At 63.6% G+C, this 22300-nt stretch carries 19 protein-coding genes; 2 read left to right on the forward strand and 17 right to left on the reverse strand.

What is annotated here, in order from left to right; all coding sequences use genetic code 11:
* The first annotated feature begins 36 nt into the window (after window positions 1–36).
* Window positions 37–720 carry a response regulator transcription factor gene (locus J3P76_RS14560; RefSeq protein ID WP_047230191.1) on the forward strand — a complete coding sequence of 228 codons (684 nt, stop codon included), beginning with the start codon at window positions 37–39 and terminating at the stop codon, window positions 718–720.
* Window positions 698–2083, forward strand: coding sequence for a sensor histidine kinase (locus J3P76_RS14565; protein ID WP_420766616.1), 1386 nt, complete (start codon window positions 698–700; stop codon window positions 2081–2083). Before J3P76_RS14560 ends, J3P76_RS14565 begins: the two co-directional genes overlap by 23 nt.
* Window positions 2084–2128: 45 nt before the next feature.
* Here the strand turns inward: J3P76_RS14565 and J3P76_RS14570 are convergent, their stop codons facing one another.
* From J3P76_RS14570 to J3P76_RS14650, 17 genes are all read right to left on the reverse strand, one after another.
* Window positions 2129–2377 (reverse strand): DUF1652 domain-containing protein, encoded by a 249-nt coding sequence (locus J3P76_RS14570; RefSeq protein WP_420766617.1) that lies wholly within the window; start codon window positions 2375–2377, stop codon window positions 2129–2131.
* 240 nt (window positions 2378–2617) lie between these two features.
* Window positions 2618–4102, reverse strand: coding sequence for a PAS domain S-box protein (locus tag J3P76_RS14575; protein ID WP_434700882.1), 1485 nt, complete (start codon window positions 4100–4102; stop codon window positions 2618–2620).
* An 81-nt stretch (window positions 4103–4183) separates the two neighbouring features.
* Entirely contained in the window at window positions 4184–5263 is a 1080-nt protein-coding gene (locus J3P76_RS14580; protein ID WP_434700883.1) for a tartrate dehydrogenase, read from the reverse strand.
* Window positions 5264–5303: 40 nt separating this feature from the next.
* Complete coding sequence (locus J3P76_RS14585; RefSeq protein WP_434700884.1) at window positions 5304–6761, reverse strand: NAD-dependent succinate-semialdehyde dehydrogenase; 1458 nt, start codon at window positions 6759–6761, stop codon at window positions 5304–5306.
* Between the two features lie 290 nt (window positions 6762–7051).
* A complete protein-coding gene (gene argE / locus J3P76_RS14590) occupies window positions 7052–8209 on the reverse strand; it encodes an acetylornithine deacetylase (RefSeq protein WP_434611026.1) in 1158 nt (385 codons plus the stop codon).
* Window positions 8206–9357, reverse strand: a complete 1152-nt coding sequence (locus J3P76_RS14595) for an NAD(P)/FAD-dependent oxidoreductase (RefSeq protein WP_434563655.1) — start codon at window positions 9355–9357, stop codon at window positions 8206–8208. Before J3P76_RS14595 ends, argE begins: the two co-directional genes overlap by 4 nt.
* Window positions 9354–10730, reverse strand: a complete 1377-nt coding sequence (locus tag J3P76_RS14600; protein ID WP_434563653.1) for an FAD-dependent oxidoreductase — start codon at window positions 10728–10730, stop codon at window positions 9354–9356. The genes J3P76_RS14595 and J3P76_RS14600 overlap by 4 nt, the downstream gene beginning before the upstream one ends.
* A complete protein-coding gene (locus J3P76_RS14605; RefSeq protein WP_434674978.1) occupies window positions 10712–11020 on the reverse strand; it encodes a (2Fe-2S)-binding protein in 309 nt (102 codons plus the stop codon). The genes J3P76_RS14600 and J3P76_RS14605 overlap by 19 nt, the downstream gene beginning before the upstream one ends.
* On the reverse strand, window positions 11017–12861 hold the full coding sequence (locus J3P76_RS14610) for an ABC transporter ATP-binding protein (RefSeq protein WP_434700885.1): 1845 nt from the start codon (window positions 12859–12861) through the stop codon (window positions 11017–11019). Before J3P76_RS14610 ends, J3P76_RS14605 begins: the two co-directional genes overlap by 4 nt.
* 1 nt (window position 12862) lies before the next feature.
* On the reverse strand, window positions 12863–13738 hold the full coding sequence (locus J3P76_RS14615; RefSeq protein ID WP_420766626.1) for an ABC transporter permease: 876 nt from the start codon (window positions 13736–13738) through the stop codon (window positions 12863–12865).
* Window positions 13735–14691 (reverse strand): ABC transporter permease, encoded by a 957-nt coding sequence (locus J3P76_RS14620; protein ID WP_420766627.1) that lies wholly within the window; start codon window positions 14689–14691, stop codon window positions 13735–13737. The genes J3P76_RS14615 and J3P76_RS14620 overlap by 4 nt, the downstream gene beginning before the upstream one ends.
* A 42-nt stretch (window positions 14692–14733) precedes the next feature.
* Window positions 14734–16377 carry an ABC transporter substrate-binding protein gene (locus J3P76_RS14625; RefSeq protein ID WP_434700886.1) on the reverse strand — a complete coding sequence of 548 codons (1644 nt, stop codon included), beginning with the start codon at window positions 16375–16377 and terminating at the stop codon, window positions 14734–14736.
* An 84-nt stretch (window positions 16378–16461) separates the two neighbouring features.
* Window positions 16462–17736 (reverse strand): NAD(P)/FAD-dependent oxidoreductase, encoded by a 1275-nt coding sequence (locus tag J3P76_RS14630; protein ID WP_434700887.1) that lies wholly within the window; start codon window positions 17734–17736, stop codon window positions 16462–16464.
* Window positions 17737–17773: 37 nt separating this feature from the next.
* A complete protein-coding gene (locus J3P76_RS14635; RefSeq protein WP_420766630.1) occupies window positions 17774–18442 on the reverse strand; it encodes a haloacid dehalogenase type II in 669 nt (222 codons plus the stop codon).
* Between the two features lie 338 nt (window positions 18443–18780).
* The gene (locus tag J3P76_RS14640; protein WP_434700888.1) at window positions 18781–20427 is read right to left on the reverse strand and encodes a phospholipase D-like domain-containing protein; all 1647 of its coding nucleotides are present in this window, start codon (window positions 20425–20427) and stop codon (window positions 18781–18783) included.
* Between the two features lie 182 nt (window positions 20428–20609).
* The gene (locus tag J3P76_RS14645; protein ID WP_434700889.1) at window positions 20610–21353 is read right to left on the reverse strand and encodes a vWA domain-containing protein; all 744 of its coding nucleotides are present in this window, start codon (window positions 21351–21353) and stop codon (window positions 20610–20612) included.
* A complete protein-coding gene (locus J3P76_RS14650) occupies window positions 21278–22285 on the reverse strand; it encodes an ATP-binding protein (RefSeq protein ID WP_434611003.1) in 1008 nt (335 codons plus the stop codon). Before J3P76_RS14650 ends, J3P76_RS14645 begins: the two co-directional genes overlap by 76 nt.
* Window positions 22286–22300: the final 15 nt, after the last annotated feature.

The raw sequence follows: 22300 nt of genomic DNA on the forward strand, positions 1-22300 counted from the left end.
TGCGCAGTCGCTCCAATTACTCACCCGGTACTGACCATGAACCGCATCCTGACCATCGAAGACGACGCCGTGACCGCTCGGGAAATTGTCGCCGAACTGACCCGCAACGGCCTGGACGTCGACTGGGTCGACAATGGCCGCGAAGGCTTGGAGCGCGCGGTCAGCGGTGACTACGACCTGATCACCCTCGACCGCATGCTCCCCGAACTGGACGGCCTGGTGATTGTCACCACGCTACGGACCATGGGCGTGGCCACGCCGATTCTGATGATCAGCGCCCTGTCCGATGTCGACGAACGCGTCCGCGGCCTGCGCGCCGGTGGCGACGATTACCTGACCAAGCCGTTCGCCACCGATGAAATGGCCGCCCGGGTCGAGGTGTTGCTGCGCCGCAACAACGGTGCCCGTGAACCCGAGACCGCGCTGCGGGTGGCGGACCTGGAGCTGAACCTGATCAGCCGCGAAGCCAGCCGCAACGGGCAACTGCTCAGCCTCTTGCCCACCGAATACAAATTGCTGGAATTCCTGATGCGCAACAGCGGCCAGATCCTGTCGCGCATGATGATTTTCGAAGAGGTCTGGGGGTATCACTTCGACCCCGGCACCAACCTGATCGACGTCCACATCGGTCGCCTGCGCAAAAAAATCGACCCGCCGGGCCTGGAGCCGCTGATTCGCACGGTACGAGGGTCCGGCTATGTCATTGCTGAACCCCGCTAAGGGCTGGCGATCCTCAAGCAGCCGCCTGCTGGCGCTCTACAGCGCGCTGTTCGTGATCTGGAGCGCCATCCTGATGGGGGTGATGTATTACGAAGTGTTTGGCTACCTCGACAGCCTCGCCAAACATTCCCTGATGCAACGCCAGCACCTGTTCGCGCGCATCCACGGCGACCAGCTGGAGGACGCGCTGATGGCCAGCCTGACGTTGGACGAACGCGGCGTCGACGCCTACGGCCTGTTCGATCCGCAGTTGCGCCATCTGAGCGGACCGATCCAACGCATCCCCGCCGATCTGCCGCTCGATGGCAAGATCCATATGCTCGGCGGTTGCGTCGATTCCGACGACCCGGGCGTGCCGTCCGACAGTTGCGACGCGATAGCGACCCGGACCCAGGATGGTCGCTGGCTGGTGCTGGCGCGGGACAACGGCTCGTTGTTCGCCGTGACACGCATCATTTCACACGCACTGTTCTGGGGCGTATCGCTGACGATCCTGCCGGGCATCTTCGGCTGGCACCTGCTGCGGCGCCGGCCGTTGCGGCGGATTCGCAAGCTGCAAGCCAGCGCCGAGGCCATCGTCGCCGGTGACCTGACCCATCGCCTGCCGCTGTCGAGCCGCCGCGATGAGCTGGACATGCTGGCGGCCATCGTCAACGCCATGCTCGACCGCATCGAACGGCTGATGAACGAGGTCAAGGGCGTTTGCGACAACATCGCCCATGACTTGCGCACGCCACTGACCCGCCTGCGGGCCCAGCTCTATCGCATCCAGCAGGAAGCGGCGGACGGCTCGCCCGAAGCCTTGCAGATGGATCAGGTGATCGCCGAGACGGATACGCTGATGGCGCGGTTTCGCGGGCTGTTGCGGATATCAGAGTTGGAGGACCAGCAGCGTCGCTCCGGCTTCATGCGCCTCGATCCCTTGCAGTTATTGCAAGAACTGCACGATTTCTACCTGCCCCTCGCCGAAGAGCGCGAGCTGGTTTTCAAGCTGGAGGTGCCCGCCAGCCTGCCCCTGCTCAACGGCGACCGGGCGTTGCTGTTCGAGGCCGTGTCGAACCTTCTGAGCAATTCCATCAAATTCACCCCACCGGGCGGTGAGGTGATCCTGCGCGGCGTCGACCAGGGCGACAGCACCCGCATCGAAGTGCTCGACTCCGGCCCTGGCATCCCGGAGGCAGAGCGCAAGGCGGTGTTTCGCCGTTTCTACCGCGCCGAGGGCAGCAGCCAGCACGGCGGATTCGGCCTTGGCCTGTCCATTGTCGCGGCGATTGTCAATTTGCACGGATTTACCCTGGAAGTGGATCGCAGCGAGTCGGGCGGCGCCCGGCTGGTGCTCGATTGCCGGGCGACATTGCTCTGATTCGTTGGCCCGTGGCGAGGGAGCGCGTCTTAGCGGACCAGGAAATCAGGCAGGATCACTGCGGTGCAACGGCGTGTTCTGCAGTTCGTAGCGCAGCTCGTCAATCAGCTTCTCCAGGCCCTCTTCAGAGCGGATGCTCTCGACGCTCATGCCGCTCACCACCAGGTCGACCTCGCCGCTTTCCTGGTGATACAGACGAATAGTCAGCGTGCCATCGCCATTGAGGTTGCATGCGCAGGACAGCGGAGCAAAACTTTTTTCGAGGCGGGCGCGAAGCGGAGCAAGATGGGTCATCGTTCGCACCTCAGCTTCGAAGTCGCAAATGACCGTTGGACACACCCGGCCTCCTGGCTCCCGCAGACTTCCTGTCGATCTCGCACTTGAAGGGCTTGTTGCGCATTGTGGCGTATTCCTTGACTGTTTCGTGGGGGACGCGACATCAACAGCTATGCCGCACCCTCTCAGCCTAAGGAAGGAGGCGCCCGCGAAGAACCCGAATTTGCACTAGCACGGCAGGTGCATATGCACTGGCTACTATGGTGCCTTCATCCGCCATTCATTTGCGTACAACCCCCGCTCTCGCGCCCAGACAATCGCTTCGCTGCGGCTATGCACGTCCAGTTTGGAATACAGCGTAGCCACGTGATTGCGCACGGTGTTTGGCGCGAGCTTGAGCCGCGCGGCGATTTCCTTGTCCGCCAGGCCTTCGCAGATCAGGCCAAGCACATCGCGTTCCCGGGCCGTCAGCTCGGTGAACGATGTCGTGGGGCTTTGCGCGTTGATACTTTTCACATTGGCGAGTTTTTCGATCAAGGTCCGACTGAACCACGAGGCGTCCTTCATCACTTCCTCGATGGCCGCCACCAGTTCCAACTCCGAACGCTTGCGTTCGGTGATGTTCATCAGCACCAGCAAATAGCAGGGTTTGTCCTGGATGGCCACAGTGTCGGCCGCCACTTCGCAGTCGATCTGTTCGCCCCCTTTTCTGTGAACCTTGATGTCGACGCCGGACACAGTGGCGGTCTTTTCCAACCGCGCAAAAAGCGTCGCGCCTGCGTCCTTTTCGAGAAAACCGATTTCCTCGACGGTCTTGCCCAACAACTCTTCGCTGGCATAACCGGTCGCCTGGAGGAAGGCTTCGTTGATTTCCAGCAATTGCTGCTCAGCGCTACAGATCAGCGTTGGCACCGGCGACAGGCGGAATGACTTGGCAAAGCGCTCCTCGCTTTGACGCAGCGCCGTCTCGGCCTTGCGCCGGGGCTCCATGTCCATGAAGGAGAACAGCATGCAGTCTTCATCGTGCAGGTCCAGGGGCTGGCCGGCGACGATCACTTGCTTGCTGCTACCGTCCGGCAAACGCATTTCGGCCTGCATCTGCGGAATGGTCGCACCCTGGCCCAGGCGCTCGATGGCCAGGTCACGCTTCTCGGCCGCTTCGAGCACATCCAACTCATACACCGAACGGCCGATCACCTGCTCGCGGCTGTAGCCGGTCATTTCCAGGAAGCCCGCGTTGACCTTGATATAGCGCAGGTCGCTGAGGCGGCAGATCACCGCAGGCGCCGGATTGGCACCAAAGGTTCTCTCGAACCGTTGCTCAGCGCTGGCCCATTCAGTGGCATCGCTGAGAATCAGCACCAGGTATTCCGGCTCGCCGGCACGGTCACTCAGGACCATGCTGCGGATGCGGTGAACCCAGGTCCGATCCGGGTCGGCGTCTGGCGTGACTTCCACCAGCACATCGCTGAATTCATCGCCACGAGCGACGCGGGCGATGGGGTAATTGTCTTCGGGCAACGAATGGTTATTGCGATAGCGCAGGTGGAAACGCTTGGCGTATTGCTTGGCATTGGCGCCCAACTCGCCGAGCTCCGTGACGCCGTGCATGGTCAGGGCGGCTTCATTGGCCCAGGCAATGGTCTGGTCGACCTCGACCAGTATCACGCCGTCAGACAATCCGGCGATGATTTGCAGCAATTGGCGGCGATTGGTATCGGTGTTCGGGACGTCCTGATTCATTGGGTCTCCATGGGTCGTGACGTTCAGGCATGGATGCGTTGAAGGTTACGACCACATGGGCTTGCGATAGTGCGCCAGGCCTCAAAGCCCCGCGGCGATAGCCTTGCCGACGTCCTGGGTCGAGGCTTGTCCGCCCAGGTCCGGGGTTATCGGCCCATGTGCGATCACCTGCTCGATGGCCCGCAGGATCCCGTCATGGGCCGCGCGATAACGCTCATCGCCGTTGCCAAGGAAATCCAGCATCAACGCTGCCGACCAGATCATCGCGATCGGGTTGGCATTGTTTTGCCCATAGATATCCGGCGCCGTGCCGTGCACCGGTTCGAACAGCGAGGGAAAGCGCCGCTGCGGATCCAGGTTCGCCGACGGCGCGATGCCGATAGTGCCGGCGCAGGCGGGGCCGAGGTCGGAAAGGATGTCGCCGAACAGGTTCGAGGCGACCACCACATCGAAGCGGTCTGGTTGCAGGACGAAACGGGCGCACAGGATGTCGATGTGCTGTTTGTCCCATGTCACCTCGGGGTATTGCTCGGCCATCAAGGCCGTGCGTTCGTCCCAGTACGGCATGCTGATGGAAATCCCGTTGGACTTGGTCGCGGCCGTCAGGCGCTTGCGCGGTCGGGATTGGGCCAGGTCGAAGGCGAACTTGAGAATCCGGTCGACGCCTCGGCGAGTGAACACCGATTCCTGCAGGACGAATTCATGCTCGGTGCCTTCGAACATCTTGCCGCCGACCGAGGAATATTCACCCTCGGTGTTTTCGCGGATTACCACGAAATCGATATCCCCCGCCTCCCGTCCGGCCAGCGGACAGGGCACGCCCGGAAACAGCCGCACCGGGCGGATGTTCACGTACTGGTCGAAATCGCGGCGGAACTTGAGCAACGAGCCCCACAGAGAAATGTGGTCCGGGACCTTGTCAGGCCATCCCACGGCGCCGAAGTAGATCGCGTCGAAGCCCTTGAGTTGCTCGAACCAGTCGACGGGCATCATCTGCCCGTGCTCCAGGTAATAATCGCAGTGAGCCCAATCGAACACTTGGATGTCCAGGTCCAACTGCCATTGCCTGGCGGCCTGCTCCAATACTCGCAGGCCTTCGGGCAATACTTCCTTGCCAATGCCATCGCCGGCAATCGCGGCGATTCTAAAGGGTTTGCTCATCAGTCCTGACTCCCGGTTGTCTGTTCAAACGAAGGCCGCATCACAGCCCACCGATATGGAGAGCTTTCACTTCCAGGTATTCATCCAGGCCGTACTTGCTGCCTTCGCGCCCCAGGCCGGACTGCTTGATGCCACCGAAAGGCGCCACCTCCATGGAGATGATCCCGGTGTTGAGCCCGATCATCCCGAACTCCAACGCCTCGCCGAAATGCCACGAGCGCCGCAGGTCCTGGGTAAAGAAATAGGCACCCAGGCCATAAGGCGTGGCATTGGCCAAGGCCAGTGCCTCGTCCTCCGTCGAAAAGCGCATCAGCGGTGCAACCGGGCCGAAGGTTTCTTCATTGGCAAGCAACATCCCGGCGTGGGCGTCGCCCAGCACCGTCGGCTCGACGAACTGGCTGTCGCCTTGAGGAATGCCGCCACACAGGAGGCGCGCGCCCTGGCTCAGCGCATCGTCGATATGCCGGGCGACCTTGCTCACCGCAGCAGGATTGATCAATGGGCCGATCATCACGTCGGCTTCGAGCCCATCGCCGATCTTCAGCTTGCGCACTTCCTGCACCAGCCGCTCGGCAAAACGTTCGTAGATGCCTTCCTGCACCAGGATGCGGTTGGCGCAGACGCAGGTCTGGCCGGCGTTGCGAAACTTGCTTTGCATGATGCCGGCCACGGCCTGTTCCAAATCAGCATCGTCGAACACGATGAACGGCGCATTGCCACCGAGTTCCAGGCTCAGGCGCTTGATGTGCTCGGCGCTCTGGCGCATCAACAGGCGGCCGACCGCCGTCGAGCCGGTGAAGGAAATCTTGCGCACCGTCGGGTTGCCGGTCAGCTCTTCGCCGATGCCAGCGGGCATGCCCGTGACCACATTGAAGACCCCGGCCGGAATCCCGACCCGCTCGGCCAGCACGGCGAGCGCCAGGGCGGACAACGGTGTCAGGTCCGACGGCTTGACGATCACCGGGCACCCCGCCGCCAGCGCCGGAGCGCACTTGCGGGTGATCATCGCGTTGGGGAAGTTCCACGGTGTGATGGCGGCGCAGACGCCGACCGGTTGCTTCAGGGTGAGCAGGCGACGGTCGCCGCTGGGGGCCGGAATGGTCTCGCCATAGACCCGACGGGCCTCTTCGGCGAACCATTTGACGAAGCCGGCGCCGTAGCGAATCTCGCCCCTGGCTTCATTCAGTGGCTTGCCCTGTTCATGGGTCATGATCAGCGCGAGGTCTTCGAGGTTGTCCATCATGGCTTGATACCAGCGCTCCAACATCGCCGCCCGCTCCGCCGCCGGACGCGCGCGCCATGCCGCCCAGGCCCCGTCCGCTGCCTCGATGGCGCGTCGGGTTTCGCTGCCTTGCATCGCGGGGACGCGGGCGAGCGTTTGGCCGGTGGCCGGGTTGATGACGTCGAGGGTGGCGCCATCGTCGGCCCCCACCCACTGCCCGTCGATATAAGCCAGTTCCGCCAGCAGGCTGGGGTCTTTCAGAAGTTGAGTGAGCATGGTCGCGTCCTGTTCCGAGGTAGTTCCAGTCTAAGGAGGTGCCGCGGCGCAGGATGCTGAAAGCGGAGGTTGGGCGGTGTTGGATGCTGAAGTTTTGGGGTGAAGCGGCAGGCTATACCGATAGGACTGCGACTGCTTTGTTCTTGCTTGGTGCGTGGGAACGGGCTTGCTCGCGAAGGCGGCGTATGAGCCCATGAGTGAGTCGGATGTGCTGGGCCCATCGCGAGCAAGCTCGCTCCCACAGGTTTCTTTGGCGCGGCTAAATCTGGGGGCCTTGCGGTGGACGCGGTTTAAACCTTCAAAGCCCCAAGCAACCCAGCCAGGAACCGCTCCCCCGCCTCCATCTGAGCCACTTCGATAAACTCATCCGGCTTATGCGCCTGTTCGATGGAGCCCGGCCCACACACCACCACCGGCACGTCCAGCCGCTGCTTGAACAACCCACCCTCGGTGCCGAAAGAGACCTTCGCAGTCCCGGTACCCGGCTCAGCGAAATGCTTGAGAAACCGCACCGCTTCGACGCTCGGATGCGTATCAAGCCCCGGATAGACATTCAGCGTCTCGATCTGGATGTCCGCTACGTTCGAGAGCTTTTTCGCCTCGCGGACGATCACTTCGGCGTGCTCGTGCAGTTGCTCCAGAAACCGATCCAGATCGTCGGCCGGCAGGTTGCGCACTTCGAAGTCCAGCGTACACAGGTTCGGCACGATATTGAGTGCCTTGCCGCCGACGATCTGCCCGACATGCACCGTGCTGTAGGGCACGTCATAGTCGCTGTCCTGGGCGCCCTGCTCCTGCAACTGCCGTTGACTCTGGCGCAACGCCGCGATGAAGTCGCACGCCACGTGGATGGCGTTGACCGAGCGCGGGGCCAGGGATGAGTGCGCTTCCAGGCCTCGGCAGTAGGTGCGGTAGGAGCCCTTGCCCTTGTGGCCCAACACGAATTGCATGTTGGTCGGCTCACCGATCACGCACAGGAACGGTCGCACCGGGGCCAGGTGCAGCACGTCGAGCAGGCGGCGAACGCCCACGCAGCCGATTTCTTCATCATGGGAAAGCGCCAGTTGCAGCGGCCGGCTCAACGGCTGGTCGGCCGCGTCGAGCATGGCGTCGATCGCCAGGGCGATGAAGCCTTTCATGTCACAGCTACCGCGCCCGTAGACCCGGCCATCGCGCACCGTCGCCTGGAATGCCGGAACGGTCCAGGCCTGCCCCGCCGCCGGCACGACGTCGGTATGGCCGGATAGCAGGACCCCTGGCACCTCACGGGGGCCGGTGCTGGCGAACAGGTTGGCTTTCTTGCCGCTCTCGTCCTTGACGATCAACGATTCGATGCCTTTGCCCGCCAACACATCGCGGACGTATTCGATCAGCGCCATGTTCGATTCCGAGGAAACCGTTTCGAACGCCAACAGGCGCTCGAAAATAGCCAGGACGCGAGGTTTCATGAGGCTTTGCTCCGTTGTTCGGACGGGGTGAACCGGCGGATGGAGAACGGTTCGATCGACGTGCTGGTGGTGCCGGTGCTGATCAGTTCGGCCATGACGTCGCCGACGCCCGGACCGAGTTGGAAACCATGGCCGCTGAAGCCGAAGGCGTAGTACAGGCCGTCGACGTTGCCGCTGGCGCCCATCACCGGCAGGTTATCGGGCAGGTAGCCTTCGATACCGCTCCACACGCGGATGATGTTGAGGTTGCCAATGCCCGGCACCAGGCGCCGCATCTGGTCCAGTTGGTTGAGCAGGCTGCGCGGTTCGACATGGGCGCGGCGGTTGAGCATGTCCGGCTCGCAACGGTAGCCACCGCCGATGATGATGTTGCCCCGTGGAATCTGCCGGAAGTAGATCACTTCTTCGGGAATCTTCGTGTACACCCCGATCACCGTCGGCAAGGCATAGGGCACCGGCTCGGTGACGGCCATTTGCGGACCGTTGGGTGCCAGCGGCACCGGCTCACCGAACTGCCCGGAAAGTTTTTGCCCCCAGGCACCGGCTGTGATCAGCAATTGGGAGGCGCGGAACTGGCGGCCATCGGTCGTGGTGACGCTGAATTCGCCATTGGCCTTGTACACCTCGGCGACTTCCGTGCGTTCTTCGATGCGGGCACCGAGGCGCCGCGCCGCCCGGGCAAATGCCGGTGCTGCGAGACGCGGGTTGGCGTGACCGTCATGGGGGGCGTACGAGCCGCCCTTGACGTCCTTGCCCAGGAACGGAAAGCGCCCGTGCAGTTCACTGCCCCGATAAATCTGCAGTTCCAGTTGCCGGGCTTCGGGGGCATCGGCGTAGGCTTGCAGCTCCTCGATTTCCTCTTCCCGGTAACACACGCGCATGTGTCCGCTGGGAATGAATTCCAGGTCCTCGCCGATCAGTTCCGGCAGGCGTTTCCACAGCGCCCAGGAACGGTTCGCCAATTCCAGCTGCCCGAGAAAACGGCCCTGGCGTCGCACGTTGCCAAAGTTGACGCCGCTGGCATATTGGCCGATCTGGTCGCGCTCCAGCAGGATCACCGACCGGCCCCGCTGGCGCAGGAAAAACGCCGACGCCGCGCCCATGAAACCACCACCGACGATCAATACATCGGCCTTTTCAACGGTCATGGCGTGACCTCCTGAGTCAGCATGGAAAGCGGTTTGACCGGTGCCTGTCCGCGCTGGCGTCCGACTTCTTGCACCGGCACGCCCGCCGCCGCGGCAATCACCTCGGCCCCGGCCTGGGAGCAATAGCGACCCTGGCAGCGACCCATGCCGACCCGGCTGAAAGCCTTGGCCCGATTGACTTCACAGGCCCCCTTCTCGCTGACGGTACGCCGCAGCTCACCGGCGCTGATCATTTCGCAGCGGCAGACGATGGCTTCGTCCGGCAAGGCCTTGGCTTGCGCGGCCGGCCAGGGAAACGCCTGGGCGAGGCCGAGGCGGAACTCGTCCATCACCTTCAACGCCCCGCGCTGTTCGGCCAATCGGGCCGCATCCACCGGTTGCTGCAAGTCATTCAGTAGCGCCATGGCCACCAGCCGCCCGGCATGCTCGGCGCCGTCGGCACCCCGGATTCGCGAGCCGTCCCCCGCCGCATAGATGCCACTGACCGACGTCCGGCCTTCTTCGTCGGTGTCCAGCAGCCATTGCCCGGAAGCCTCGTCGAAGCGCAGGCGGCAGCCCGCCAGGTCGGCCAGCTGGGTTTCGGGACGCAGGTGATACCCCAACGCCACCGCGTCGCAATCCACCGTCAGTTCCTGGCCGTCTGCGCGACGTACCCGAACGCCGCTCACTCCGGCGGTCGCTTCGCCGAGCACTTGCAGCGGCGAAATACCCAGGTGTACCGCAACCTTCGCCCGGTACAGCTGCGCCAGCAGTTTCATGCCCGTGAACAGCAGGCCAGGACGCGCCATGAGCTTGGGCAAGGCCAGGATGCGCTTGACCAATGGCGAGGTGTCCAGCACCGCCGCGACCTGGGCGCCAGCCTTCACGTATTGGCTGGCCACCAGGTACAGCAACGGCCCGCTGCCCATGAACACCACCCGGTGCCCAATGGACACCGCCTGAGCCTTCAAGGCAATCTGCGCCCCACCGAGGCTATAGGTGCCGCCCAACTGCCAGCCCTCGACCGGCATCAAGCGGTCGGTGGCACCGGTACAGAGGATCAGTGCGTCAAAATCCACTGTCGTATGGCGACCCTGGCTGACGCAGCTCAATTGACCCGGCGTCAGGTTCCACGCCAGCGTATCCGGACGATAGTCGAGGTTGGGGCGCAGGCGATCGAAGCTTTCGTGCAAATCACGGGCCTTGGCCGCTTCGGTGCCGTACAGCGTCCCGTAGTCCCGGATGAACCCTTCGGGCTGGCGCCGGTAGATCTGCCCGCCGTCGCGACGGTTTTCGTCGATCAGGATCGGCCTGAACCCCGCCGCGACCAACGTCTGGGCACAGCGTACGCCGGCTGGTCCGGCGCCGACGATGACTATCCGCGCAGTGGCCATATCGCCTCCGGTTGCGTGGTGATGATATCCAGCCCTTCGCGGACTTCGTTGGAGCAGGCGCGCAAGCGTTCGCCGCTGCGGGTCCAGACCCAGCAATCCTGGCAGGCGCCCATCAGGCAAAAGCCGGCGCGGCTGCCGGGATCGAATTCCGACTGGCGCAACGCTGGGCCGTGGGTCAGCAAGGCGACCATCAACGTATCGCCCTGCAACGCCGTGATGGGCACGCCATCGACCCTCAGGTTGACGACGGGTCGACCCTGTTCGGCCAACCTCACGAAACGCGCGTTCATGCGTAGGCTCCCACGATCATGCTGTTTGAATCCCGCTGGCTTTTCAGCAGTTCGCCGCTGTCGTGGTGACAGAGCACCTCGCTGCCGCCATCGATGATGCGCCGGGGTGGCGCGATATGGTTGCACACCCCATCGACCCGTACCGGGCAGCGACCGAGGAATGTGCACAGATCCGGTTCATTGGCCGTTGGCCCCAACGCCGGCAACGTACCGCAAGTCGTCGCGCCGCAGGTTTCCAGCCAGCCCTGGCGCAGCTCTGGCACCGAATGGATCAGCAGGTCCGTGTAGGGATGAAACGGTGCCTGGGCGAACGATTGCCGAGACCCCGACTGGACCTTGTGGCCGCTGTACATCACCACGATGTCGTCGCACAGCGCTCGCACGGTGGAGATGTCGTGGCTGATGAACAGGTACGACACGCCCAGTTGTTGGCGCAGGTCGCGCAGCAGTTCAAGGATCGCCGCGCCGACCACGGTATCGAGGGCCGACGTCACTTCATCGCAGAGGATCAGGTCCGGCTTGGCCGCCAGCGCCCGGGCCAGGTTGACCCGCTGTTTCTGACCGCCGGACAGCTCGCTCGGACGTCGCTCGGCCAAGTCCCGGGGCAAACGGACCAGGTCGAGCAACTCGCCGATGCGCTCGCGCAGGGCCGCGCCCTTGAGGCCGAAATACATCTTCAACGGCCGGCTCAGGATGGCGCTGATGCTGTGCATGGGGTTAAGGGCGGTGTCGGCGTTCTGGAAAACCATCTGGATGCGGCGGAACTGGTCAGCAGTGCGTTCCTGCAAGCTACCGCCCAATGGCTGGCCGTCGAAGGTCAACCCGCCAAGGGCCGGAGGCAGCAACCCCGCCACCACCCGGGCCAAGGTCGATTTACCTGAACCGGACTCACCGATCACCCCGATGGCCTGGCCCCGGCGCACGGTGAGGTCGATGTCCTCCAGCACGCGAATCGCCGGCATGCCTTGCGGGTTCTTGTTGCCGTAGCCGGCGGTCAGCCCCCGGATGGTCAACAGCGGAGCGTCCTCCGCGAGGCCGCAGGGCGGACGGATCGTTGTGTCCGGACGCGCCGCCGTCAGCAGGCTTCGGGTATAGGCATGGGCGGGCCCCTTGAGCAACGGCGCGGTCGCGCTCTGCTCGAATATCTCGCCGCCGTTGAGTACTACGATCTGGTCGGCCATCTGCGCGACGACAGCCAAGTCATGGGACACGTACACCGCCGTCGCGCCCCGCTCGCGCACCACGCGTTTGAAAGCGCGCAGCACATCGATCTGGGTCGTCACATCCAGGGCGGTGGTGGGCTCATCGAGCACCACCAGCAGCGGATCGCTGATCAGCGCCATTGCCGCCATGACCCGTTGCAATTGCCCGCCGGAGACTTGATGGGGATACCGCTGACCGATGCGCTCGGGGTTCGGCAACGCCAGGTCACGGAAAAGTTCGATGGCCTTGGCTTCGAGCACCGCCCGGCTGCCCAGGCCATGGATCAGCGCGCCCTCGACCACCTGGTCGATGAGCTTTTTCGCTGGGTTGAATGCCGCCGCGGCGCTTTGGGCAATGTACGAGACGCGATTGCCGCGCAAGCCTTGCAGCTCGCCTTCGCTCAAGGCCAGCATGTCGTGCTCGCCGATGCGCACCACGCCACCGGCCAGGCGACAGCCGCGTCGGGCATAACCCAGAAGCGCCAGGGCAATGGTGGTCTTGCCGGAGCCGGACTCGCCGATCAATGCGAGCACTTCGCCTTTTGCCAGAGAAAAACTGACGCCCTTGACGATCTCCACCTCGCCGCGTTCGCCACAGGCGACTACCCGCAGGTTTTCGACTCGAATCAATTCGCTCATTTCAATGACCTCCCGTGCGTCGATTGCGCCGCGAAGACAGGCGATCGATAAACAGATTCACGCCGATCGTCAGGGTGCCAATGGCCAGGGCCGGAATCACGATGGCTGGCGCGCCCTGGTTGAGACCGCCGATGTTCTCGCGCACCAGGGAGCCCAGGTCTGCGTCCGGCGGCTGCACGCCCAGGCCGAGAAAGCTCATGCCACTGAGCAGCAGCACGATAAAGCCAAAGCGCAACCCCAAGTCGGCCAGCACCGGGTTGAGCATGTTCGGCAGGATCTCCACACAAGCGATGTACAACCTGCGCTCGCCACGGGTACGGGCCACCTGCACGTACTCCAAAGCCTCGATATTCACGGCCATGCTGCGGGCGATCCGGAATGCGCCCGGCGTGAAGCTCAGCACCGCCGTGCAGATCAACAAGGTCACCGAGGAGCCGAAGGCCGAAACCATGATCAACGCAAGCATCTTGCTCGGGATCGAAATGAAGGCGTCCATCAGGCGGCTGATCAGCTCGTCCAGCCACTTCGGCGAGACCACTGACAACAGCGCGCAAGTGGTTCCCAAGCCGCTCGCCAGGACCGCCGCGACCAAGGCCAGGCCGACGGTGAACCTTGCGCCCACCATGATCCGGCTGAGCATGTCGCGGCCCAGGTAGTCGGTGCCCAGCGGGTACGCCGCGCTGAAGCTGTCGAAGACGTTGTCGGACACCACTTCGCCCACCGGGTGCGGCGCCAGCCAGGGTCCGAAAATGGCCACCAGCAACCAGATGACGCACATGGCGGCGCCGAGCAGGCCGAGCCAGGAGGCGCCGTTGGAAACCTTGCCATAGGCCAGTTCGGGCGCAGCAGGCGGGGACTTCGCAATGAGATTGTTCATTGGTTTCTCAGCCTCGGGTTGGACAGGATTGCGCACAGGTCGGCAATCAACACCAGCATCAGGTACGCCGTGCAAAACAGCATCGTGCAGGCCTGGACCAATGCCATGTCGCGGTTCGTCACGGCATCGACCATGAGGCTGGCGATGCCGGGATAGTTGAAGATCGTCTCGACGATCACCACGCCACCCAGCAGGTAGGACAAGCTCAAGGCGATGGCATTGGCGATCGGCCCGATGGCATTGGGCAAGGCGTGGCGCAAGACCACCCGCACCGGACTCACGCCTTTGAGGCGAGCCATCTCAACGTAGGGGCTGTCGAGCTGATCGATCACCGCCGCCCGGGTCATGCGCGCCATCTGCGCAACGATCACGCAGCACAGCGTCATGACCGGCAAGGCATAGGTGCGCATGAATTGCAGCGGCGAGGTGATTTCGCTGGAGTAGGACAGCGCCGACAGCCAGCCCAGGTTGACCGCGAAGATCAACACGGCCAGCGTCGCCACCAGGAACTCCGGCACCGCCACCATCGTCAGCGTGAAGAAACTCAGGACGCTGTCGATGCGCCCCCCTCGGCCCATCGCCGAGCCGATTCCGAGGATCAGCGCCACCGGCACCGATACCAGCGCCGTGGCGGCCGCGAGCATCAAGGTGTTGGGCACTCGTCCGGCCATCAGCTCGCTGACCGGCACGGCATTGGAAATCGATACGCCGAGGTCGCCGCTGAGCAGGCTGGTCAGCCAGTGCAGGTAGCGCAATGCGCCTGGCTGGTCGAGGCCCATCTTCACCCGCAGGGCCGCCACTTGTTCAGGCGTCGCGAACTGTCCAAGGGACTGTTGCGCCGCGTCTCCCGGCAATACCGCCGTGATGGCGAACACCACCATCGAGACGATCAGCAGGGTCACGATCGCGGCGCCGAGGCGCCGGCCGATCAACCACAATGTGTTGCTATTCATCACCCGATCCTCTTGCCATGTCACGGAGCCAGACCACGCTCATCAAGCGTCCAGCCAGACTTGCTCGGAGAACATGTAGCCCATGAAGCCACCCAGCGGATTGGTGCCGTAGCCCTTGACGCGTTGGTCGACGCCATCGATGTTGCTGATGAACACCGGGATGCCGATGCCACTGTGCTCATGCACCAGCGTCTGCATGTCGGCGTACATCTTGCCGCGCTTGGCCTCGTCGGTTTCGCCACGGGCCTGCACCAGCAGTTGGTCGAATTGCGGGTTTTTCCAGCCGGACTCGTTCCACGGCGCCGAGGACTGGAAAAACTGCGAGAACAGCATGTCGGCGTTCGGCCGTGGGTTGACGTTGCCGAAGCTCAGCGGGTGCTTGGCCCAGTGGTTGGACCAGTAGCCGTCGCTCGGCAGCCGATTGACGTTGAGTTTGAGCCCGGCCTCCTTCGCCGACTGCTGCAAGAGCACGGCGACGTCCACCGAACCGGTGGCGGCCGGCGAGCACATCACCGGCATGCTGATGTTTTCCATGCCGGCTTTCTTCAGCAGGAAACGCGCCTTTTCCGGGTCATAGGTGCGTTGCGGCAGGTCGGCGTTGAAGAAGCGCGCGCCCGGCGCAATCGGATGATCGTTGCCGACCCTGGCAAAGCCACGGAAAATCGCCGACTTGACCTGCTCGCGGTCCAGCAACAGTTTCATCGCCTGGGTGAATTCGGGGCTCTGGCCTGGCATCTGGTCCTGACGAATGATCAGGTCCGTGTAGTTGCCCGAGGGCGAATCGACGACACGGTGGCCTGCGCTGTCCTTGATGCGGGTCGTCGAGCGCGGGTTGACCTCGTTGATGATCTGCACATCGCCCGACAGCAGCGCGTTGACCCGCGACGGCTCGTCGCCGATGCCAATGAACTCGATCTCGTCCAGGTAGGGCAAGCCGGGCTTCCAATAATTGGTGTTGCGGGCGCCGATCGAGCGTACTCCCGGCTTGAACTCCTTGACCTTGAACGGACCGGTGCCGACCCCCTGGCTGAAATCCGTGGTGCCCTCGGGCACGATCAGCATGTGGGACACGGCCAGAATCGACGGCAGTTCGGCATTCGGGCCGCTCAAGCGGATCTGCACCTCGTGGGTACCATTGGCCTTGACCTCCTCGAATTGCGAGGCCAGCGGCAGGACCTTCGAACCGGTGACCGGATCCTTGTGCCGCAGCAGGGAAAACACCACGTCCGCCGCTGTCAGCCCTTTACCGTTGTGGAAGGTGACTTCCTTGCGCAGGGTGATCACCCACAGCGTCGCATCGGTGGTGTCGATGCGTTCGGCCAGCTCCAGTTGCGGCACCATGTGGCTGTCGAAACGGGTCAGGCCGTTGTAGAACATGTAGTGGCGCACGTAGTCGGTGGACGATGAGCCCTTGGCCGGATCCAGGGTATCGGCGGTGGAACTGGTGATGCCCGCCACTCGGATACGTCCGCCGGGCTTGCCCTTGCCTGGGCTCGTGGTGTCATCGGCCCACAACTTGCCGGCGGCGCCGAACAGGCTGCCGGCCCCGGCCGCGGCGACCCCGGCCAGCCCGAGCATTTGCAAGGCGTGGCGGCGCGACATGCCGCGATTGAGCCCTTCGAAAACCCGCAGACTTTCTTCGCCCGTAATCAACTGGCCGTCGATGCTGTTCTTATTGTCAGTCATGTCAGTTCTACCTTCCGCAAGTGATAGGGGCTCGGTTGCGCACGGTCGTCGCAACGGTTGAAACGCCAAACAACGCCTTATGAATCAGTGTAGGTAGTCCTGCAGGCGGTAATACGCGCCTACAAACGGCAGGAACCAGGGCTTGCCGAAGTGCCCGGGAATCGCCGGCCAGTCGAGCTCGCGCCAAGGGTTGGCCTCGACCTTGCCGGCCATGACGTCGGCCATGACCTGGCCCATGTGCACCGACATCTGCACGCCGTGGCCGCTGTAGCCCATGGAGTGGTAGATGCCGCCATGCTGGCCGGCGCGGGGCAAGCGGTCAGAGGTCATGTCCACCAGTCCGCCCCAGCAATAGTCGATTTTCACGTCGGCCAACTGCGGGAACATCTGCACCATCGCCGCTTGCAGCACCTTGCCGCTCTTGGCATCGGACACACTGTCGGACATGGCAAACCGCGCACGGCCGCCAAACAGCAAGCGGTTGTCCGGGGTCAGGCGAAAGTAATTGCCGATCATGCGACTGGTGACGTAGGAGCGACGGGCCGGCAGCAAACTGTCGATCAGCGCCTGTGGCAGTACCTCGGTGGCGACCACGAAACTGCCCACCGGGACGATGCGTCGCCGATACCAACCCAGCCCGCCTTGCTGGCACGCACCGGTGGCCAGCAGAATTTGCGAGGCATGCAGCACGCCTTTGTTCGTGTTGACCTGATAGCCGCTGCCGCGGGTCTTCCAGTCCTTCACCTCGACGCCCTGGAAAATCAACGCGCCATGACGGGCGGCCGCCTCGGCCAGGCCGACACCAAAGCGCCCGACATGCATCTGTACGCCATTGCGCTGCAGCAGGCCGCCGTGGAACTGGTCCGAATTGACCTCGGCGCGAACCTGCTGCGCAGACAACAATTGAACCTCGGCATCGACCTCCTTGCGGATCAGTTCACAGGTGCGCGCCAACCCTTCGTAGTGCATCGGCTTGGCGGCCAGCTTGAGCTTGCCGTGACGCGTCAGGTCGCAGGCAATCCCTTCCTGCTCGACCAACGAAACGACGCTCTGCACGGCGCTTTCGTAGGCCAGGTAATAAGCGCGGGCCTTATCGGCACCCAGGCTTGCTGACAATGCCGCATAGTCCTGGGCGACGCCGGTGTTGCACTGCCCGCCATTGCGCCCGGACGCCTGCCCGTTCACCCTTCCCGCCTCCAGCACCGCCACCCGGGCGCCCTTCAAGGCCAGGGCCCGGGCCGCCGCCAGACCGGTGAAACCGCCACCGACGATGGCGACGTCGACCTGGTCGGGCAACCCGCCGACCTGGGCACCGGTGAAGGCCGGTGCGGTATCGAGCCAATAAGACTCACTGCCCATGTCTAAACCCCTTTCGCCTTGAAGCGTTCGCTCGGTTTCAGAGCCCGACCAGTCCAGGCAGCCCGCCGATATCGGGGATCTGGTGGTAGTTGTAGATCGAGTTGCCCGGTTGCTCATGACCACGAGCAACGAAGGCCTTGTGCTTGATCTTCATGTCATTGGCCGGCATCAGGTCGTAACGGAAGCTCGACGACACATGCAGCACATCCTCCGGCCCGCAGCCGAGGTTATCGAGCATGTATTCGAACGCGGCCAGCCGCGGCTTGTAGGCCTGGGCCTGCTGGGCAGTGAACACTTTATGGAAAGGCGCGCCGAGCTTGTCGACGTTGGACATGATCTGCTCGTCCATCGCGTTGGAAAAAATCACCAGGGGGATCTTGTCGGCGATCTTCGACAGGCCCGCCGGCACATCGGCGTGGGGGCCCCAGGTTGGCACGGCGTCGTAATAGAGCTGGCCTTCGCCGCGGTATTCGACGTTCCAACGCTTGCAGACCCGCATCAGGGAGGTCTTGATGATCTCATCATAAGGCCGCCAGTCACCCATCACCTGGTCCAGGCGATAAGCGGCGAAGTCCTTGACGAATTGGTCCATCTGCCCGGCATCGACACGGTCGGCGAACAGCTCGCGCGTCATGTTGCCCATCTGGAAGTTGGTCAACGTGCCGTAGCAGTCGAAGGTGATGTACTTGGGTCGAAGAAAGCTCATGAGTGCGGTCCTGGATTTGTTGTTGAAGGCATGACGAAGCAAACATTGACGCCATTCGTGAGGCTCGCGGCAACGCTGCATCACGTTTTCATTACAACACCATGAGACCGTGGAAAAACCGTTAAAAATAGTCGCCGCTTGGTACAAACCACCGTTTTGCGGGGCCCGCTCAGCAGACTTTGCGGGATGCTCCAGACACGGGCGCTGCGCCCGTGTTTCTGAGGGTTTGGGGGCAGTTATGGTGCGCCAGGCGACGTTTTGCCGAGCGGTTTACGGCAGGATCTGCGCCGTGGCGCAGCGATTGGCAGCACAACGTGGAAACGTTTTCGACGGCCGCTTCAACGGCCGCAAAACCTGATCCTGGACAACATCCGCAGATCGCCCTCGCGGTAATAGTCATCGCTCCAGCTGTCGTCCGGCGCCAGGGGCTGGACCTGCTTGAGGGCGAGCTTTTTTGCGAAATAGCGAAACCGGTAGTGCTCATAGAAGCGCAGCAGTTCCAGCCCGTAGCGGTCGGCCAGGTCGGTGTCGCCCTGGATGATCAGATAGTTCTCGTCGTTGCTGGCGCTGGCGGCGGCGCTCAGGTTGTGGCTGCCGCTGATGATGGTCGGCGAGTCACTGGTGAAGTCGGTGACCACGGCCTTGGTGTGGACCAGCAGGTTGCCCTTCTGGCCTTTCATGTTTTCCCGCAGCCAACCCTCCAGGCCGGTATTGAGCAGCGCGGTGGCGGCGAATTCGGCGGTGCGGTCGGCATGGAAACCGGTGATGCGGCTGGTGGTGTTTTGCAGGCCGTAGCGCAACACGTCGTCGTTCGGCTGGCCGAGCAAGGCATCGAGAATCCGCTCGGGTAAGACGAATGCGGTGACGAACAGCAGGTCCTTGCGCGCGGCCGCGATGATCTCGACAAAGCGATCGAGATCGCCCTTGCCGTTGCGGGGCGAAAAACCGGCGAAGAGTTTTTCGTCGCCGTCCATGGGATTGCTGAGCGTCAGCCAATCGCGGGTGGCGTCGACGTCCCCGGGGTTGGCCCAGATCTGCTCGAACACCTGGCGATAACTGTCACTGATGCGTGGATCGTCCAGCACATGGATGACGTTGGCCTGGCGATAGACGCCGTTGGCGGTGAAGTTGGTGCTGCCACACAATACGGCCTCGGGGGTCGGCACTCCATGCCGGTCGATTCTGCTCAGGACGATGAACTTGTCGTGGAAAATGCCATGGGTGACTCGACCACGCTTGTTCGCCGCCGGCAGTTTTTGCAGGCTGGCTTCATTGCTGATCGTCGCGTCGTCCTCCGGCTGGGCATGGTAAAGCACCCTCACCCGAGCGCCGCGCGCATGGGCCGCGTTGACCGCCTCGACAATCACCGGCAGTTCGTATTCATAAATGGCCACGTCCAACGCCCAGCTTGCATCCAGGGCCCGGTCGATGAAGCCGACCAGGCGCCCCAGCAAACCGTTTTCCAGCCAGCGACGCGGCGCATCCGGCCAGTCTTCGATGGACAGGCTCCGATTGGCGCTGATCAGGCTGTCCAGTTCCGGAAACTTGCGCTGGAACGCCTGGCTGGCGGCCACCGCGCGATTGAAGATGACGCTCTGGTTGGCAGGCTGGCCGTCATCGCTGGTGACGGTCAACTCAAGGGCCTCGCCCAACTGCGGCGCATCGGGACTGCCGTAGGCCAGGTGCACGCGGTAATGGATCGTCGTGCCAGGGTTGACCGCGTAATCGGCCCAGCGAAATTTCTGCAACGGCGCCTTGTCGCTGGGCGTGGCATGGAACTGCGGGAAGGTGTGGGCCTTGTCGGGGAAGGTCAGACTGTTGAACAGGAACAGCCACGGCTTGTCACCGTGCTGCTTCTCGATGGCGAAGCCCAACAGCCCCTTGCGCCGTGGCTCGGCGAGGTCCATGGCGAGCAGCACACCGTTGGTGCCTGCGTAGGCCTTGACCCTGAAATCGTCCTGGGGGTTGGTGACGAGTACGCGCATGGGTTCATTCCTTTGAAGGTTGCCTGAGCATAGAGCAGTGATGCCGATTGAGTCATGCAGATCACGGACCGAGTAGAAGCCTTCGCGAGCAGGCTCGCTCCCACAGGATTTTGTCGCGACCTTGATTCCAAAGGCCACCACCAACCCCTTGTGGGAGCGAGCCTGCTCGCGAAGCGGTCCTGTCAGACAAACCGATCATCAGCATCAATATGCCGATACTCAGCCCCCAACTGCCCCGCCAATTGCCGCGCCCGACCCAGGCGGATCGGCCCGCGCTCGATGTCGATGAGCAGGCTGGGGCAATCGAGGGGCGGCATGGGTTGCCCGTCTCTCACCCGGCCGTCGGTCATCAGCAACACCCGCTGTCGCTCCGCCGGGAAGCGCTTGCGACGGGAGGCCAGCCAGCGCTGCGCCTCGCCGATCGCCGCCAGCAACGGCGTACCACCACCGGCCCCCAGCGCGTCGAGCCACTGCACCAGGCCGTGGGAGGCCTTGAGCCCTTGCACTTGCCAGGTCGGCGTGGCGCCGCTGGCCGTCAACAGCGCCAACCGTGCGCGTTGTCGGTAGGCCTCGTCGAACAGTTGCGCCAGCAGGCCCTTGCCGTCGCTCAAGGCCCGATGGCGACGGGTCGAGGCCGATGCGTCGACAATCACCAACCAAAGTTCATGGGCTGAACGCTGCCGCGATTTGAAACGCAGGTCCGCAGCCAGGCGCGGACGCCCCTTTAGCAGCGTGCCCGGCCAGTCCACCACACCGTTGGACGCTGCTTTGCCGTGGCCTTGGCGCCCATGGTCCAGACGTCCCGGACGGGGTCTGGCATTCGCCCCCGACGGCGAACGGGGGCGAATGCCTAGGGCTTTTTTGGCCAGCTCGGCACGTCTCGTCGGGCGCCGGTCGGCAACGCCCGGGGCGGCAGGTCGCCCCATTGGCCTTGGCCTTCGCTGGGTTGGCTGGTTTCATTCGGGTTCGAAGGTGGGGCCTGGTTTGGCGCGGGGGGCGGAGCGGCGTGCTCGCGGCGGCGATGACGCAGGGCAAATTCGGCAACGGCATCGATGTCTTCAGCAGCGATGGCGTGCGCGCCACGCCAGGCGGCATGCGCGCGGGCAGCCCGCAGCCAGACCAGGTCGGCGCGCAACCCATCGACTCCGCAGGCAAAGCAACGCTCGGTGATCTGCCCCAGCGCCGCGTCATCCAGGGGGATTTGGGCCAAGCCTGCGCGGGCCTGTTCGCAGCGTTCACGCAACCGCTGCTGGGCCGGCTCCCACTCGGCGCAAAACGCCGCCGGGTCGTTGTCGAAATCCAGGCGGCGACGGATGATCTGCCCGCGCTCGGCCGGTGCGGTGTGGCCATCGAGGGCCACGTTGAGGCCGAAGCGGTCGAGCAGTTGCGGACGCAGTTCGCCTTCTTCCGGGTTCATCGTACCGATCAACACGAAACGCGCCGGATGCCGGTGGGAAATACCGTCGCGCTCGATCAGGTTGGTGCCGCTGGCGGCGACATCCAATAGCAGGTCCACCAGGTGATCAGGCAACAGGTTCACCTCATCGACGTACAACACGCCGCCGTCGGCCTTGGCCAGCACCCCCGGGGAAAACTGCGCGCGCCCTTGCCCCAATGCCGCGTCCAGGTCGAGGGTGCCCACCAGCCGCTCCTCGGTGGCGCCAAGGGGCAAGGTCACGAACTGACCGCTGGCCAACATATCCGCAAGGCCCCGGGCCAGGGTGGACTTGGCCATCCCGCGCGGGCCTTCGATCAGCACGCCGCCGATCTTCGGATCGATGGCCGCCAGGCACAGGGCCAGTTTCAGCGCATCGGCGCCGACCACGGCGGCGAGGGGGAAATGTGGGGTGTCGGTCATATGAGATATCTCATC

Source organism: Pseudomonas sp. D1-36 (assembly GCF_051132205.1).
Taxonomy (GTDB): domain Bacteria; phylum Pseudomonadota; class Gammaproteobacteria; order Pseudomonadales; family Pseudomonadaceae; genus Aquipseudomonas.

Coding starts and splice junctions, on each gene's coding strand:
- J3P76_RS14560 (WP_047230191.1), top strand. CDS start 37: ATGAACCGCATCCTGACCATCGAAGACGACGCCGTGACCGCTCGGGAA.
- J3P76_RS14565 (WP_420766616.1), top strand. CDS start 698: ATGTCATTGCTGAACCCCGCTAAGGGCTGGCGATCCTCAAGCAGCCGC.
- J3P76_RS14570 (WP_420766617.1), bottom strand. CDS start 2,377: ATGACCCATCTTGCTCCGCTTCGCGCCCGCCTCGAAAAAAGTTTTGCT.
- J3P76_RS14575 (WP_434700882.1), bottom strand. CDS start 4,102: ATGAATCAGGACGTCCCGAACACCGATACCAATCGCCGCCAATTGCTG.
- J3P76_RS14580 (WP_434700883.1), bottom strand. CDS start 5,263: ATGAGCAAACCCTTTAGAATCGCCGCGATTGCCGGCGATGGCATTGGC.
- J3P76_RS14585 (WP_434700884.1), bottom strand. CDS start 6,761: ATGCTCACTCAACTTCTGAAAGACCCCAGCCTGCTGGCGGAACTGGCT.
- argE (WP_434611026.1), bottom strand. CDS start 8,209: ATGAAACCTCGCGTCCTGGCTATTTTCGAGCGCCTGTTGGCGTTCGAA.
- J3P76_RS14595 (WP_434563655.1), bottom strand. CDS start 9,357: ATGACCGTTGAAAAGGCCGATGTATTGATCGTCGGTGGTGGTTTCATG.
- J3P76_RS14600 (WP_434563653.1), bottom strand. CDS start 10,730: ATGGCCACTGCGCGGATAGTCATCGTCGGCGCCGGACCAGCCGGCGTA.
- J3P76_RS14605 (WP_434674978.1), bottom strand. CDS start 11,020: ATGAACGCGCGTTTCGTGAGGTTGGCCGAACAGGGTCGACCCGTCGTC.
- J3P76_RS14610 (WP_434700885.1), bottom strand. CDS start 12,861: ATGAGCGAATTGATTCGAGTCGAAAACCTGCGGGTAGTCGCCTGTGGC.
- J3P76_RS14615 (WP_420766626.1), bottom strand. CDS start 13,738: ATGAACAATCTCATTGCGAAGTCCCCGCCTGCTGCGCCCGAACTGGCC.
- J3P76_RS14620 (WP_420766627.1), bottom strand. CDS start 14,691: ATGAATAGCAACACATTGTGGTTGATCGGCCGGCGCCTCGGCGCCGCG.
- J3P76_RS14625 (WP_434700886.1), bottom strand. CDS start 16,377: ATGACTGACAATAAGAACAGCATCGACGGCCAGTTGATTACGGGCGAA.
- J3P76_RS14630 (WP_434700887.1), bottom strand. CDS start 17,736: ATGGGCAGTGAGTCTTATTGGCTCGATACCGCACCGGCCTTCACCGGT.
- J3P76_RS14635 (WP_420766630.1), bottom strand. CDS start 18,442: ATGAGCTTTCTTCGACCCAAGTACATCACCTTCGACTGCTACGGCACG.
- J3P76_RS14640 (WP_434700888.1), bottom strand. CDS start 20,427: ATGCGCGTACTCGTCACCAACCCCCAGGACGATTTCAGGGTCAAGGCC.
- J3P76_RS14645 (WP_434700889.1), bottom strand. CDS start 21,353: ATGGGGCGACCTGCCGCCCCGGGCGTTGCCGACCGGCGCCCGACGAGA.
- J3P76_RS14650 (WP_434611003.1), bottom strand. CDS start 22,285: ATGACCGACACCCCACATTTCCCCCTCGCCGCCGTGGTCGGCGCCGAT.